A 14,877-nucleotide genomic window follows, 5' to 3' on the forward strand; every position below is an offset into this window, starting at 1 on the left:
GAGCTCGCCGTCGTCGGCATCCCCCGCGAAAAAGCCGCCGAGGTACACGCCGAAACCCTCGACGTCCTCCTCGCCGCCATCGCCAAACCCGCCGTCACCCACCACGGCACCCACTTCTCCTTCGACGACATCCGCATCACACCCGGCTTCCTGCGCACCTCCCCGCCCGTCTGGACCGCCTCCACCAACGAGGCGTCGGCCCGCCGCGCCGGCTCCCTCGGACTCAAGATGTGCGGCGGCTTCGCCGACGTCGAAAAACTCGTCCCCGTCTACCAGGCCTACCAGGACGCCGCCCACGAAGCGGGCATGCCCACCGGCCCCGACCAGGTCGGCATCCGCCGTGAGGTCGTGATCGTCGAGGACGAGACGGAGCTCGACCAAGGCGCGCGGACGGCCGAGGAAGGGCACGAGGAGTTCTTCCGGGTGCAGCTCGAAAGCCTGAAGATCCCGGACGCCCCGAAGAAGGAGCTGTCCCGCGACGATCTCATCCTGGGCACTCCCGCGCAGGTCGCCGACGAGATCATCCGGCAGTGCCGCGCCCTCGGCGCCGGCAACTTCGCGGCCACCTTCAACTTCGCCCCGGCGCAGCTTCGCCGGACCCACGAGTTGTTCGGCCGCGAGGTCATCCCCCGGCTGCGCGCTGCCGAGATCGGCTGACCGGCGATGAGCGACTTCTCCACCTTCGCGTACGTTCCCGGCGACGACCCTCGGCAACGGCTGGACGTCTTCACTCCTCACCCGGTCGCCGATCTGCACACCGCGGTTCTGGTGCTGCACGGCGGCGCCTTCCGGCTCGGCGACCGCGCGGCCGTGCACGCCCGGTGCCGGGCCCTGTCCGCACACGGCTTCACGGCGATCGCCGTCGGCTACCGGCTGCTCGACTCCGCGGCCTGGCCCGCACAGCTCGACGACGCCCGGGCGGCTCTGCGGTGGACACACGAGCACGCCGGCGAACTCGGCGTCGACGCCGGGCACATCGTGCTGCAGGGACACAGCGCCGGAGCACAGCTCGCGCTGCTCCTGGCCGGCACCGCGGGCCGCCACCAGCCCGAGGCGCGCGGCACCGCAGTCCCGGTACCGGCCCCCGCCGCCGTGATCGCGTACTACGCTCCCGCCGCGCTGTCCCTGACGCCCGGTCACGGTGAGCTGCCGGCCCAGCACATGCTCGGGCCGGACGTCACGGCCGAGGAGGCCGCAATGGCCAGCCCGATCAACCACATCGACGAGCGCTACCCACCGACCGTCCTGGTCCACGGCACCGCCGACCGGTTCATTCCGCCCGTCACGAGCCTGTGTCTCTTCGACGCCCTGACCGCGGCCGGCGTGAGCCGCGAACTCCACCTGGTCTCCGGGCAGGACCACGAGTTCGACACCACACCGCGCTACACCCGGAGCAGCGCCCGCCTCGTCGTCGACTTCCTCCGCGCGCACGTCATCGAACCGGACCAGGTCACGAAGGAGGTCCTGGAGGGCAACCTCCTCGCCTCGATGCCACCACCGGGCGCTGAGGCCGGGCAGAGCTCCGACCACACCTGACACATCACGACTTCGTCCTTGATCTGTTCCTGGGAGACCTTGATGGCACGCATGACCTTTGTTCGACCGCTCGATATCGATCAGGCCTTTGACACCGGTTTCAAGGGTTATCGGGCGCAGTTCCTTTCGCATCTGGAGAGCGCTCTGATGATCGCGAGCACCATCGAGGAGGGTGGCTGCGGCCCGGGCCTGCACTACCACCGCAGCGATCAGCTGTACTACCTGATGCGCGGCTCGATGAACGTGCGCCTGGGCGACGAGATCCATCAGGTCCGGGCGGGCAGCCTGGTGTTCATCCCGGCCGGGCTGGCGCACTGCAACTGGAACGAGGGGCCCGGCTCCGAGACCCACTTCGAGATGATCATTCCCGCGCCGGCACCCATGTCGCAGATCGCGATCATGGTCGACTCGCCGACCGACGTACCGGACGAGGACCGCACCGATCGCGCGGGTTACGTGCGCACACTCGATCCCGCCGCCCTGCCCGAGGCGCTGCCGGGTTTCCGCATGCAGCCACTGGCCGACCCCGAGTCGGGCTCCCACGGAGCCGTCGTCAACTACCTGGAAGTCGACCCCGGCCGTGCCGGGCCCGGCACCCACGTGCACGAGTTCGACCAGTACTACCTCGTCCTGGAAGGGCGGCTCACCATCGAGGTCGCGCTCGAAAGGCACATCGCCGAGCCCGGCACACTGGTCATCCTTCCCGCGGGCGTACCTCATCGGCAGTACAACGAGGGCGACGTGGCCGAGAAGCACCTGGGGATTCTGGCACCCGCTCCCGAGCCGGGCAGGCCCTGGGACCGCGGAGTCGACTTCGCCGCCAACGGGGACGACCACGGTGGCGCGACGAACGCGCCGGCCGCGGCGCCGAGCGGAGCGACGCGATGACCGGGCTCGGTGGCTACGGCCCGCGCCCGGCGAACCTGCCGCTACGGCGCGGGGTGGTCGACTTCTCCGACGAAGCCGGGGTCGCGGCGATCCTCGCGCTCGTGGGCGACGCCGAGTTGCCGCCCGTCGCGGAGACCGCGGGCCTGCCGTTCGTCGGCGTCACCACGGACGGCAACCCGCTGCCCGGCCTGTTCGATTTGCGCGACGAGGGCGCACCGGTCGCCCTTGCGGCACAGGCGGCACGCGACCACCTCGCCGGCCTGGGCGCACAGCAGCGCACGAAGGCCACCTTGCCGCTGGACGCGGTCGAGTGGCGGCTGTGGAGCAACGCCTTCCTGACCTTCGACGAGCACGGTCTGCTGCTGCAGGAGCTCACCGACGCCGAACGCAAGGCCGCACTCGCCGTCATCGAGGCCTCGCTCAGCGCCGCCGGATTCGACCAGGCACGCCAGGCCATGCGCCTCAACGGCAGGCTCGGGGAGCTCGTCGGTGCCTACGACGACACCCTGACCGAGTTCTGCTACAGGTTCACGATCTTCGGCGAGCCCTCGTCCGACCAGCCATGGGGCTGGCAGCTGCAAGGACATCACGTCGATCTGCACTGCCTGTTCGTCGGCGGGCAGATCGTGCTCACGCCGGCGTTCCTCGGTGTCGAGTTCGACGGCGACGTGGTCTTCGCCCAACACCAGGAGCGGGCCCGGGACTTGATGGCGTCCTTGTCCGCCGTGCAGCGCGGACGGGCGTTGCAGTACGGGTCGATGCTCTCCGCCGAGCTGCCACCAGAACTGGCAGGAGTCGTGGACGGCCGGCACCGTGCCGGAGCCGGGCGTGACAACCTGGTCCTGCCTTACGCCGGCCTCGCGGGCGACGAACTCACGGCCGGCCAGCGCGAACTGCTTCTCGCGCTCACCGAACCCTATCTGCAGGCCCTGCCCGAAACGCCGCGCACCCACCACCGGGCGCAGATCGCACGGCACCTCGACACCACCCACCTCGCCTGGATCGGGACCTGGGACGAGGGCGCGCCCTTCTACTACCGCGTGCACAGTCCGGTCGTACTCATCGAATACGACAACCACCCCGGCATCTTCCTCGACAACGACGAACCCGAGCCGTTCCACGTCCACACGATCGTGCGGACACCCAACGGCGGTGACTACGGCAAGGACCTCCTGCGTCAGCACTACGCGCACCATCACCACTGACCCCAGTTGCCCCGGGAGAGCTCCCAGGTGAACACCTACCAGGACCGGCCGTGGCTGGCCCAGTACCGTGCCGGCCAGTCGGCCACGGTCGAGCCCGAGTACCACACCATGCTCGACATGTTCCGTGCGTCCGTGGAACGCGCCCCCGATCAGGTCGCGCTCCGCTACTTCGACGGCGAGCTCACGCTCGCCCAGCTCGACCGGTACTCCGACGCGCTGGCGTCCGTCCTTCTGCAGGGCGGTTTCCGGCGCGGTGACCGGCTGGCCGCCTACGTGCAGAACGATCCGGGCTTCGTCATCGGTCTGCTCGGGACGTGGAAGGCGGGCGGCACCGCGGTCGCGATCAACCCGATGAACAAGGCCCAGGAACTGGAGTACCTGCTCGCCGACTCCGGCGCGAGGGCACTGCTCTGTCTGGACAGCCTGTACGAGCAGGTCGCGCGAGACGTCATCGCGACCGGCCGGACGAGCGTCGACACGGTGATCACCACCTCCGAACTGGACTGGCAGGCCCGAGACGACGAACGAGTGCTGCGGGCGCCACGCCTGCCCGTCCCCGACGGCACGTCCGACCTGCTGGCACTCATCGACGTGCACGGTGGGCGACGCCCCGACGTGGCGCCCCCGGAACCGGACGACGTCGCGGTACTCACCTACACGTCGGGGACCACCGGCCGGTCCAAGGGCGCGATGAACACCCACCGCACGATGGTGTACGGCTGCTACAACTTCCGCGACTGGCTCGACCTCACCCCGGCCGACAGCGTGCTCGGCATCGCCCCGCTGTTCCACATCACCGGTCTGGTCGGCCACGTCGGCCTGTCACTGCTGCTGCCCTGCCCGCTCGTGCTCACCCATCGCTTCCATCCCGCGGTCATGCTGGACGCGCTGCGCGAGCACCGCCCGACGTTCACCGTCGCCGCGATCACGGCGCTCACCCGGCTCGCCGAGGAGTCCGACCGGTCGGCGGAGGACTTCTCGTCGCTACGGATCGTGTACTCGGGCGGCGCGCCGATCGCGCCCGCCGTCAACGACGCGTTCCAGGCCAGGACCGGGGTCTACATCCACAACATCTACGGGCTGACCGAGACCAATTCCCCGACGCACGGGACACCGCTCGGTGCCAAGGCACCGGTCGACCCGGTATCGGGTGCCCTGTCCGTCGGGGTGCCGGTCTTCGGCACCGTCGCCCGCATCCTGGACGACGACGGCGGCGAACGAGCGGTCGGCGAGATCGGCGAGATCGCGATCAGCGGCCCGCAGGTGGTCCCGGGCTACTGGAACCGGCCCGAGGAGTCCGCGGCAGCCTTTCCCGGTGGGGAACTGCGCACCGGTGACGTGGGGTTCATGGACACCGACGGCTGGTTCTATCTCGTGGACCGCAAGAAGGACATGATCAACGCCTCCGGGTACAAGGTATGGCCCCGAGAGGTGGAGGACCTGCTGTACACCCACCCGGCGATCAGGGAGGTCGCCGTGGTGGGAGTCCCCGACGCCTACCGCGGTGAGACCGTCAAGGCCTTCGTCTCGCTGCACCCCGGCGCGACGGCGAGTCCGGAAGACCTCATCCGGTACGCCAAGGACAGCATGGCGGCCTACAAGTACCCCCGCCTCGTCGAGATCGTCGACGAGTTACCCAAGACCGCGACGGGCAAGATCCTGCGGCGGCAACTCCGGGACAACCCGCCACAGCCGGGTGCCGACAGCTGAACACACCATCCGGCAGGACGACGTTACGGAGCAGCGATGGATTTCACGGAGACCGACAAGGTTCGGGATCTCAAGCTACGGGCCACCCGGTTCCTGGACGAGTTCGTCATCCCCGCGGAACCCGTCTACGCGGAGCAGAAGACCCGGATCGGGCCGTGGGAGACCCCACCGGTCATGGCGGAGCTGAAGAAGGCCGCCCGTGACCGTGGCCTGTGGAACCTCTTCCTCCCCGGAGAGCGGGGCGCCGGACTGACGAACCTGGAATACGCCCAGGTCGCCGAGATCACCGGAAGAAGCCCGTGGATCATGCCGGAAGCGCTGAACTGCTCCGCGCCCGACACCGGCAACATGGAGACGCTCGCCCAGTTCGCCACGCCGGCCGTTCAGAAGCGGTGGCTCGGCCCCTTGCTCGAAGGCGAGATCCGCTCCGTCTACTCCATGACCGAGCCCCTGGTCGCCAGCTCCGACGCGAGCAACATCGACACCAGGATCACCGAGGACGCCGACGGGTTCCGGATCGACGGCCGCAAGTGGTGGTCCAGCGGCGCGATGAGCCCCGCGTGCGAGGTCGCCATCGTGATGGGCCGATCGGATCCGGGTGGGGAACGCCACCGCACCCACAGCATGGTCGTGGTCCCGCTCGGCTCTCCCGGCGTGAATGTCCTGCGGTCGACCAGCGTGTTCGGCTACTCCGACAGCGGTCACGGCGGTCACGCCGAGATCGTCTACGACGATGTCCGGGTCCCTCGGGAGAACCTCCTGGGCGAGCTGCACGGCGGTTTCGCGATCGCCCAGGCCCGCCTCGGCCCCGGCCGGATCCACCACGCCATGCGCCTGATCGGCATGGCCGAACGCGCCTTCGACCTGATGTGCGCCCGGGCCCACCAGCGCACCCCCTTCGGCAAGCCGCTCGCCGAGCAGGGCGTCCTGCACGACTGGGTGGCGGAAGCACGGATACGGATCGAGACAACCCGCCTGCTGGTCCTGAAGACGGCATGGCTGATGGACACCGTGGGCAACCGCGGCGCGGCTGTCGAGATCGCCGGAATCAAGGTGGCCGCGCCGCGGATGGCCACCTGGGTCATCGACCACGCGATCCAGGCCCACGGCGGCGGTGGCGTGAGCCAGGACTTCCCCCTGGCCGAGCTGTACGCCCAGGCCCGCATGCTGCGTATCGCCGACGGACCGGACGAGGTCCACAAGATGTCCCTGGCCCGCCGCGAGCTACGCCGGTTCGCACCGAAATAGCCCACGCCTCGGGTCGTGACACTTCACAGACCCTGTCGTAGCATGACGCTCGTTAGGCTACGCCGGTGTGGCCCGCCGCATCGGTCGTGCAACGGTCGGCCGAAGGACGGGACCTTATGGCAGACACAAGTGCGTTGGCGCTGGAAACCCCATCGTCCGAGGCCGTCTACCGCATGTTGCGGAACCGGATCATGACCTGCGAGCTGAGCCCCGGCCAGGTGCTCACCGAGCGCGAGAGCGCCGTCGAACTCGGACTCGCCCTGGCCCCGGTGCACGACGTTCTGACGCGCCTCGTGCAGGACGGTCTGGTCCAGACAGTGTCCCCCAGCGTGTACCGGATCACCCCGCTCACCCTGAAGTCCGTGAACGATCTGCTCACCGTCTGGACCCTGCTCGGCCCGGAGATGGCCGCACTGGGCACCAGCCGGGCCGACCCCCAAGAGGCCGCTAAACTGCGGCAGCTGATGGCGGAGGGGAACGCGGTACTCTCCGGCCCACCCGATCGCGACCGCGTCGTCCGGTTCGTCGACATCGCCGAACAGGTCTTCGGTCTGGTCGCCGTGGCCTCGCGCAACGAACGGCTCATCGAGGTCTACCGGTCGCTGGCCGGCGAGACCTGGCGCGTCCTGGCCATGATCCTCCTGGCGGCCGAGTGCGTCGACACGCTCCTGGCCGCGGGCGTGACATGGGGCTCGACGATCGAACCCCGCGACGGGGTCACGGCCACGCGGATCGTCCGCGATGTCACCGTGGCAACCCACATGTCGGCGATACGTGTGCTGAGCGACCGGCCGGAGAGCAGCGGTGACGGTGTCGTGCTCCCGCTGCGGCGCTGAGCGCGGTTGCATACGCCGTCACCGGACGGCGTATACAACGAGACCCGACCGAAGTACTCCGGTGAACGGTATGATCGGGCCCGCTGAGATATCACCGAGCTACTCGACCGTCCGGGAGCGAGTCACGTGTCAGTCACCTCGTCCGAACCCGTGTCACTCGGCGATGCCGCGTACCGGAAACTACGGGCCGACATCGTGTCCTGCCGACTCGTTCCGGGGCAGCGCCTCACCGAACGATCACTCGCCGAGACGACCGGCTTCGGTATCTCCCCCGTTCGGGACGCGCTGACCCGCCTCAGCCACGAGGGGCTCGTCCGAACCCTGCCCCGCAAGGGTTACCAGGTCACCCCGCTGACTCTGAAGTCCGTCGACGATCTGTTCACGCTCTGGCGGATCGTGGGGCCGGAGACCGTCCGCCTCGGCGTGCAGGACGCCACCGGCGAGCAGCGCAGGCAGATCGTGGCCGCGTTCACCGCGGCGCTGCCGGGCGGTGACCCGGCGGACGGGGAGGACGACGAGCAGCCGCTGCGGCGGGTCGAGGCGGCCACCGCGGCCTTCGCGAGTCTGGCCGCGGCGACCGACAACGACTACCTCATCAGGGTCCACGACCGACTGCAGAACGACATCGCCCGGATCCTGGCGCTCATCATGGCCGAGGCCGACACCTCGATGCCCGATCCGGCGGTCGACACGGAATGGATCGAGCTCGTCGAGCAGCGCGACGGCGATGCCGCCGCCGCGCGCACCCGCGAATACATCAGCGACCTGCACACGCGCGTCCTGAGGATCCTGACCCGCTGGCCGTCGGTGGTCTCCAGCGAGATCACCTCGGTGCGCGGCTGACCCATGTGTGAGGCGTGCCCGAAACGGCGGGTGCCGCCCCGGACGGTTCCACGGCAAGGCTCTGATGTGGTTCTGATGAAACTCTGAGCGGATTCCGAGTCGATCCCTGATGAAAAACTGATCATCAGGCGCCACGGATGCGGTTTAATTGATGTAACGCAGCAACGACAGTGCTGCCCGAATTCAAAGACATTTGAATTCGGGCAGCACTGTTTTGCCGTACCCGAAATCATCGGATTCCGATTCACGCAATATTAACCTTGCGCTTGCTTTATCCTCCATTGACCGGTGCGGGATTCCAGACCGATAGTGATGCGCGACATCCGACATTTCCACCGACGTCCCCCGATGGAGCAACCAATGGAATTCACCCTGCGCGGAAAGAGATCCGCCAAGCACATTTCCTCCCGCACCGCCGGCATGATCGCCGCCCTCACCGTAGGCGCCTCTCTGCTCACGGCCCCCCAGGCCCTCGCCGCCGACAGCCCCACCGACGCCCAGCTCCTGAAAGCCTGCGGCGACACCTCCAGCTTCTGCGCGTTCCGTCCGCAGAGCTACTGGGGCTACAGCGGCCCCAAGCACCAGGTCGGCAGCACCGCCTACAACTGCGGGAGCCAGACCAACCAGCACCGCATCGACTGGTCGGACACGACCACCGCCAGCAACTCGGTGGGCGTCGCAGTCTCGGCGGAATACAAATTCGGCGAAGTCTTCGAACTCTCGGTCACCACCACCTACAGCCACACCTGGCAGAACTCCCACACCGACACCGAGTCGAACCAGGTCAACATCCCGTCGGGGCATGTCGGCTGGATCGAGCGCGGCACGTCCAAGCAGGCCGCCCAGGGCTGGTGGGAGATCCAGTTCAAGAACAAGTACTACGGCCACTACGACTGGTACGTCTACAACTACAAGGAGTCCGGCTTCAACAAGGACAACCCCAGCTACGGCTACATCAACTTCAAGGACCGGGCGATGACCTCGGCCGAACGCGGCGCCCACTGCTGAACAGCCGCACAGGAAACAGGTGACGCATGATGCCGGGAATCCGCATCGCCGCTCTGGTCCTCTGTTCGTTCCTCGCCCTCTCCGGTTGCGCGGACGGAAACGCCGAGGGCACCCAGCCCCGCTTCGCGGACCATGAGGGACCGATCGTGATCGGCACCGACGGCTCCACTCAGAGCCGGGTGGTGGCGGCGCTCTACGGCGAACTCCTCACTGCCGCAGGGCGGAAGGCGGTGGCGGCGGACGGTACCTACGCGTCACCCGTCGACACCGCACAGGCCGTGGTGGACGGCAGGATCGACATCGCGCCCGCCTACGAGACCACCCTGCTGCGGGCGATGCCGGGCGGTCAGACCCTGCCCGGCGACATGGAGGCGACGCTGAGTATGGCGCTGCCTCCGGGGACCGTCGCACTGCCGTCGGCCGCCGCGCAGGGCGGGATCGTCCTCGCGGTCACCAAGGCCACCGCCGAGCGTCACAAGCTGCGCGGCCTCGCCGGCCTCCGGACGGCCGGCCCCGGCCTGACCCTCGGCGGCCCGGCCGTCGGCGATCCCGACGCCCCGTCGCCCGCCGCGCTGAAGAAGGCGTACGGCGTCACGCTGCGCCCCGTCGGCACGTCGGGGACGTCAGACGTACGGGTGCTGCGCAGCACCGACCCGGCGATCGCCCGGGACGGCCTGGTCGTGCTCACCGACCCCAAGTCCGTCGTCCCACCCGAGCACGTCTTCCCACTGATCAGCGCTCCTGCCGTGGATCCGCCCGGCAGAACGGCCCTGGCTCGGGTCGACACCCTGCTCACGACCGCCCAGCTGGCGGCGCTCACCTCATCCGTCAACGCGGGCCAGGCCCCCGGCGAAGCCGCCAGGACCTGGCTGCGCGCCAAGGGTCTGCTGCGCTGAGCCCGTCCGTATCCGATCAGACACGCACAAGAACAACAAGAATGGTGACAGTTCCATGCGCACTCTCAGACGCAGGTTCACCGTGGTGGCGCTCTTCGCCGCCACCGTCCTCGGCGGTGTGGCGGTTCCCGGAACCGCCTACGCCGGCGGCGACAAGTTCGTGACCCTCAGGGTCTGCAGCGGATCCACCGAGACGGTGAAGTTCTACTTCGTCGGCGAGAACCAGTTCGGCGACTGGGTCCCCTCACGGTTCTGGGAGATCGCCCCCAAGGGCTGCACCACGGCGAGCGATTACTGGTGGAAGGCCGGGCAGTCGGTCGAGTTCCACCACCACAAGAACAGCACCGGCTGGCGCTGGGAGCCCAGGCTCATCTCGTACAACGACACGAGCGACGGTGCCGTGTACGACCTCTGGATCGGCTAGGGCTTCCTCCGCCCCTGACCCGGACGCGGGTCCGCAGACCGCCCTGCGCGGCCTGCGGACCCGTTCCTCAGTTCTCGGCCTCGGCCGTGTCGGCGTGGACCATGTAGCCCACACCGCGCACGGTACGGATCAGCGAGCGGCCGGAGTCGCCCAGCTTGCGCCGCAGGTAGTAGACGTATGTCTCCACGACCCCCGACTCACCCTGGAAGTCGTGCTTCCAGACGGTGTCCAGGATCTGCGCCTTGGTGATCACCTGGCCCGCGTTCCGCATCAGCACGCTCAACAGATCGAACTCGGTGGCCGACAGCGGCACCGGCTCGCCGTGCAGCCATGCCTCCCGGGTGTCGTGGTTCAGCTCGATCCCGGCCACACGCAGCCGCGAAGACGAGGAGACGGCGGCCGCACCGCGGTCGGCGCCTCGGACCATGCCGGGGCCCTGGGCACGGCGGACGAGCGCACGGATCCGCGCGCCGACCTCGAAGATGTCGAAGGGCTTGGTGACATAGTCGTCGCCGCCCATGGCCAGCGCGTGGCACTTGTCCTCCACCGTGGTGCGGGCACTCAGGAAGAGCACCGGGGTGTAGTCCCGCGCCACCCGGAGCCGCCGGCAGACCTCGGTGCCGTCCAGATCGGGAAGCATGCCGTCCAGCAGGACCACGTCGGGCCTGCGCTCCCGGACGGCCTCGATCGCCTCGTTCCCGGTGGCCACGCTGTACACCTCGAAGCCGAGGAAGCGCAGGGCCATGACGAGCATGCCGGACACGCTGATGTCGTCCTCCACGACGAGGACGAAGGGATTCTCGAGTGGTCCGATCGCCGCCTGGGCGTCGAAGCAGCTCTCCTGGGTCAAGTCTGACGCACCTTTGGTCAGGGGATTTGTCGGATCTGACAGGCACCTGCGGCCTGGGACGGAACCCTGTTCGACCAGGCGACCGTTGTTCGGTCACATCGAGTTGTGAGACCCCGCACCGGGGCGCGACTCAGGTCTACGGGTCAATGTGGTCGAACGAGGCCCCCGGCTCGGAAACACCGTCCCGCTCGAACCACTCACGGCAGGGTGGGCTTGGGGACGGTGTCCCGAAATGTATACCCGAGTAAGGAGTTGACCGCTCGCCTGTCCGACAGGTGGATATATGTCATGAGCCACGCGTTCTTGAACACGCCTGATGCGCCGTCCCGCGCAGCCCTGCACCCGAGGTCTTCGCGGCCGGGAAGCCGCCGGTGATCGCGAGCGAGTCCGCCCTCGTCGTGGCACTCGCCGCCGCCTTCACCTGCCGGGCCGCGTACCACTGGGGGATCACACCGTGCACGAGCCCGGCCGGGATCGTGGCAGCGCCGAGGCCGGACTCGACGCGCGAGCGCCTGCCGCCGTCGCCCCGGCGCCGAGCACGGCGGCGGAGGCGGACGCCGGGAGACCGGCGCCGCTCGCGGAGACCCCGAGCACACAGCGGCGAGTGAGGTGTCGTCTCTGATGTGTGCTCAACGGTGGCACTCCGTGGTTCCTTGTGGTTGCCGACGAATGAGCGCGTCGTCTTCACTCTGCTTCCACAAGTGTGATCGCCACCGGTAAGAAGAAAGTGGCCGTTGCATAAAGGTTTCTTCATGAAGCAGCGACCGCCGGACGTCCCCCTGGAACGCGGCAGATCGGTGGCCCCGGTTCTCAGGGCCGGCGGGCACGAATCCGGCGCGTCAGAACTGGGGACGCACCGGCCTGATCATGTTCCAGGACAGCGGCTCCAGTTCGGCGCGCAGTACCCCGTCCTCGACGGTGGTGCCGGTGGCGACGCGCGGGGTGACACGGTCCGGCTGGTCCGCGGTGTTGTGGGCCTCGGGGTCGGCGTCAGCCAGGACCAGGTGCTCGACGACGGTCTGGGCCTCGACGCCCCGAAGGTCGATCTCAAGCGGCAGAGCCGTGGCCTGACCGCGGTTGACGGCGAAGACGGTGACGTCGCCGGTCCCGTCGTCGGTGACGGCGCTGGCGTTCAGCAGCGGAACCTGGCCGAAGCGGGCGGTGGGACAGACGGGGCTGTCCACCTCGACCTGGAGGACCCGGCCGCGGCCGTACGCCGACGCCTGCGCGAAGGCGGCCGTACGCCGACGCCTGCGCGAAGGGGTGGAACGTGGTCTGCCGCCAGGCGGATCCGCCCGGTTCGGTCATGATCGGCGCGATGACGTTGACGAGTTGGGCGAGCGAGGCCGCGGTGACCCGGTCGGCGTGCCGCAGCAGGGCGATGAGCAGCGAGCCGAAGACCACGACGTCGGTGACGGTGTAGATGTCCTCCAGCAGGCATGGCGCCTGCTGCCACTCCTCGACCGGGCGCGGGTTGGGCCTCTGCTGGTACCAGACGTTCCGCTCGTCGAAGGACAGGTTGATGCGCGTGGTCTCCTTCAGGACGGTCGACTCCCAGGAGGCGAGCGTCGGCATGGAGGAACTGGAGTGCCGCACGCCACCAGCTCCGGGCCGGGGGCGACCTGGCGCATGGCGCGGGCGGTCTCGGCAGCGAGCCGGCAGTACTCGGCAGCCGTCATGTGGCCGGTCTGCCCGGGGCCGTCCATCTCGTTGCCCAGACACCACATCCGGATGCCGTACGGCTCCTTGCCGCCATGGGCGACGCGCCGGTAGCGAGCCGAACCCCCCCGGGCCGCCGCCCGGGGGCCGCCGGTGCGGAGACCGGCGTGGCGGTGGGGGCGGTGAGATGACCGGTGCCGCTCATCCCAGGGCCTGCTTGCCCTTGGCGATCTGGTCGTTCATGAGCGAGTTCAGCTTGTCCGCCACCTTGCCGGCCGGGGTACCCGAATTGACCATCTGCGGCAGCGTCTGGCTGAACACCGCGTCCAGACCGGCCAGCTGCACGTACGGGGTGAAGGTGAGCACCTTGAAGTACTCCGGTTCCCGCTGCTGCACCTGGAACGCCTGCTTCTGGAACGCGGTGGACTGGGGCATCTGCGAACGCAGTGACTTCAGGGAGGGGATGCCCCAGCCGCTGGTCGCGCGGTCCTTGGCCGACTGGCCGCCGAAGTAGCACACGAAGACCTTCCAGGCGGCGTCCTTGTTCCTGGCGCCCTTGGGGATCCAGTAGCCGGTGGCACTGAAGCTGGTGCTGACCCGGGTGCCGCCGAACTGGGGCGCGGGGAGGGGCGAACCGGGACACCGCGGAGACCATGGGGTCGCCGCCGATCGCACCGCCGAACCAGTAACCGTCACCGGCGACGGCCATCCGGTTCGCCTGGCAGGTGGGCCAGTCCCAGCCGTCCGGGTCGGGGTTGACCACGTTCGGGCCTATGTCGGCCTTGGCGTACTCCAGGAGTCACTTCAGCGCCTTGGGCGCCTCGGACGAGGAGAAGTCGACGGAGGCCAGGTCCTCGGCGAACAGGCTGCCGCCCGCAAAGGCGGTGATGCCCATGAGCGGGGAGAAGTTGCCGAGCGCGGTAGTGCTCAGGCCGTACACCTTGACCTTGCCGAGCCGGCGCTTGACCAGCTTCCTGCCGAGGTCCAGCCACTCGTCGTACGACAGCGGCTCGGTTTCGCTGGGCTGGTCCGGCTTCGCGGCGTCGAACAGGTCGGTGCGGTACAAGAACATCTGGTCCTGCGAGTAGTCCTTCGCCATGCCGTAGCGGGGGCCCGCGCCCTGCCTGCGGCCCTCGAATCACCACAGGTCGTTGACCGGGTCGAGGTCGGAGACCTTGAGGCACCGTGTTCTTGGCGAGGCAGGGGTCCAGGTCCGTCATCAGTTTCCGCGCGGCGAAGTACGGGGCGTCCACGGCGCCCAAGCCGCGCACCAGGTCCGGCGGATTCTTGGCGGCCAGCACGGCGCTCAGCTTGATGTCGTCGGACTGGACGAAGCGGATGGTCAGGCCCAGCGCCTTCTCAGCGGCCGCCGTTGACGGAGGCCACGTAGGCGGAGGTGCCCAGAGCGGTACCGCCCAGGACCGTGGCCCATGAGGCTGCCCTGGACGAACCGACGTCTGCTGAGCCGAGGCGCAGCGCCCGCGGGGGTGTTGTCGGACGTGGTCGTTCCTCCTGGGGACGTGCTGGGTGGGTTGTATCTCGTGGGCTCGGGTGGTGGGTGACGCGTGCGGTGAAGAGGGTATGCGCGGATCAGGGGTGGAGAAGTGCGTGGAACACCACGCTGTCGCGGCCGAGTTGCAACCGGTCGCCGTCCGCGGCGAGGTGCGCCGCCTGGACGACGGAGCGGCGGGGCCTCGGGCCGTCCACGGCGGCCGGATCGCCGACACCGGCGTTCATGAGGGCCCGGCCACCCTGCATCTGGGGAAGTTCAGGG

General features: G+C 68.8%; 15 protein-coding genes and 1 pseudogene. 11 read left to right on the forward strand and 5 right to left on the reverse strand.

All coding sequences use genetic code 11. The features are described 5' to 3' along the window. The 11 genes from ACFWPS_RS40540 to ACFWPS_RS40590 all read left to right on the forward strand — a co-directional run. Positions 1 to 657: LLM class flavin-dependent oxidoreductase (locus ACFWPS_RS40540; protein WP_383715311.1), on the forward strand; the 657-nt coding region annotated here is incomplete at its 5' end. A 6-nt stretch (positions 658 to 663) separates the two neighbouring features. Next, entirely contained in the window at positions 664 to 1,536 is an 873-nt protein-coding gene (locus ACFWPS_RS40545) for an alpha/beta hydrolase (RefSeq protein ID WP_383715314.1), read from the forward strand. Between the two features lie 42 nt (positions 1,537 to 1,578). Next, positions 1,579 to 2,424, forward strand: coding sequence for a cupin domain-containing protein (locus ACFWPS_RS40550; protein ID WP_383715316.1), 846 nt, complete (start codon positions 1,579 to 1,581; stop codon positions 2,422 to 2,424). Further along, a complete protein-coding gene (locus ACFWPS_RS40555; protein WP_383715318.1) occupies positions 2,421 to 3,629 on the forward strand; it encodes a DUF3500 domain-containing protein in 1,209 nt (402 codons plus the stop codon). Before ACFWPS_RS40550 ends, ACFWPS_RS40555 begins: the two co-directional genes overlap by 4 nt. Before the next feature lie 27 nt (positions 3,630 to 3,656). Further along, the gene (locus tag ACFWPS_RS40560; protein WP_383715321.1) at positions 3,657 to 5,339 is read left to right on the forward strand and encodes a class I adenylate-forming enzyme family protein; all 1,683 of its coding nucleotides are present in this window, start codon (positions 3,657 to 3,659) and stop codon (positions 5,337 to 5,339) included. A 36-nt stretch (positions 5,340 to 5,375) separates the two neighbouring features. Then, positions 5,376 to 6,587, forward strand: a complete 1,212-nt coding sequence (locus ACFWPS_RS40565) for an acyl-CoA dehydrogenase family protein (protein WP_383715324.1) — start codon at positions 5,376 to 5,378, stop codon at positions 6,585 to 6,587. 116 nt (positions 6,588 to 6,703) lie between these two features. Then, positions 6,704 to 7,423 (forward strand): GntR family transcriptional regulator, encoded by a 720-nt coding sequence (locus ACFWPS_RS40570; protein ID WP_383715326.1) that lies wholly within the window; start codon positions 6,704 to 6,706, stop codon positions 7,421 to 7,423. Between the two features lie 126 nt (positions 7,424 to 7,549). Next, positions 7,550 to 8,266, forward strand: a complete 717-nt coding sequence (locus ACFWPS_RS40575) for a GntR family transcriptional regulator (RefSeq protein ID WP_383715329.1) — start codon at positions 7,550 to 7,552, stop codon at positions 8,264 to 8,266. A gap of 360 nt (positions 8,267 to 8,626) precedes the next feature. Next, positions 8,627 to 9,274 (forward strand): hypothetical protein, encoded by a 648-nt coding sequence (locus tag ACFWPS_RS40580; protein ID WP_383715331.1) that lies wholly within the window; start codon positions 8,627 to 8,629, stop codon positions 9,272 to 9,274. Positions 9,275 to 9,300: 26 nt separating this feature from the next. Then, positions 9,301 to 10,170 carry a glycine betaine ABC transporter substrate-binding protein gene (locus ACFWPS_RS40585; RefSeq protein WP_383715334.1) on the forward strand — a complete coding sequence of 290 codons (870 nt, stop codon included), beginning with the start codon at positions 9,301 to 9,303 and terminating at the stop codon, positions 10,168 to 10,170. Positions 10,171 to 10,225: 55 nt separating this feature from the next. Then, positions 10,226 to 10,594, forward strand: a complete 369-nt coding sequence (locus ACFWPS_RS40590) for a hypothetical protein (protein WP_383715337.1) — start codon at positions 10,226 to 10,228, stop codon at positions 10,592 to 10,594. A 67-nt stretch (positions 10,595 to 10,661) separates the two neighbouring features. Here ACFWPS_RS40590 and ACFWPS_RS40595 read toward each other — a convergent pair whose 3' ends face one another. From ACFWPS_RS40595 to ACFWPS_RS40615, 5 genes and pseudogenes are all read right to left on the reverse strand, one after another. Continuing rightward, the gene (locus tag ACFWPS_RS40595) at positions 10,662 to 11,444 is read right to left on the reverse strand and encodes a response regulator transcription factor (RefSeq protein ID WP_383715340.1); all 783 of its coding nucleotides are present in this window, start codon (positions 11,442 to 11,444) and stop codon (positions 10,662 to 10,664) included. Between the two features lie 839 nt (positions 11,445 to 12,283). Continuing rightward, positions 12,284 to 13,210: pseudogene (locus ACFWPS_RS40600) on the reverse strand (alpha-L-arabinofuranosidase C-terminal domain-containing protein); the annotation flags it as partial. Between the two features lie 94 nt (positions 13,211 to 13,304). Further along, positions 13,305 to 13,778, reverse strand: coding sequence for a hypothetical protein (locus tag ACFWPS_RS40605; protein WP_383715342.1), 474 nt, complete (start codon positions 13,776 to 13,778; stop codon positions 13,305 to 13,307). 124 nt (positions 13,779 to 13,902) lie between these two features. Continuing rightward, positions 13,903 to 14,202, reverse strand: a complete 300-nt coding sequence (locus tag ACFWPS_RS40610; protein ID WP_383715345.1) for a hypothetical protein — start codon at positions 14,200 to 14,202, stop codon at positions 13,903 to 13,905. Positions 14,203 to 14,693: 491 nt separating this feature from the next. Then, positions 14,694 to 14,840 carry a hypothetical protein gene (locus ACFWPS_RS40615; RefSeq protein WP_383715348.1) on the reverse strand — a complete coding sequence of 49 codons (147 nt, stop codon included), beginning with the start codon at positions 14,838 to 14,840 and terminating at the stop codon, positions 14,694 to 14,696. Positions 14,841 to 14,877: the final 37 nt, after the last annotated feature.

The sequence above is a fragment of the Streptomyces sp. NPDC058457 genome (assembly GCF_042720695.1).
GTDB lineage: Bacteria > Actinomycetota > Actinomycetes > Streptomycetales > Streptomycetaceae > Streptomyces.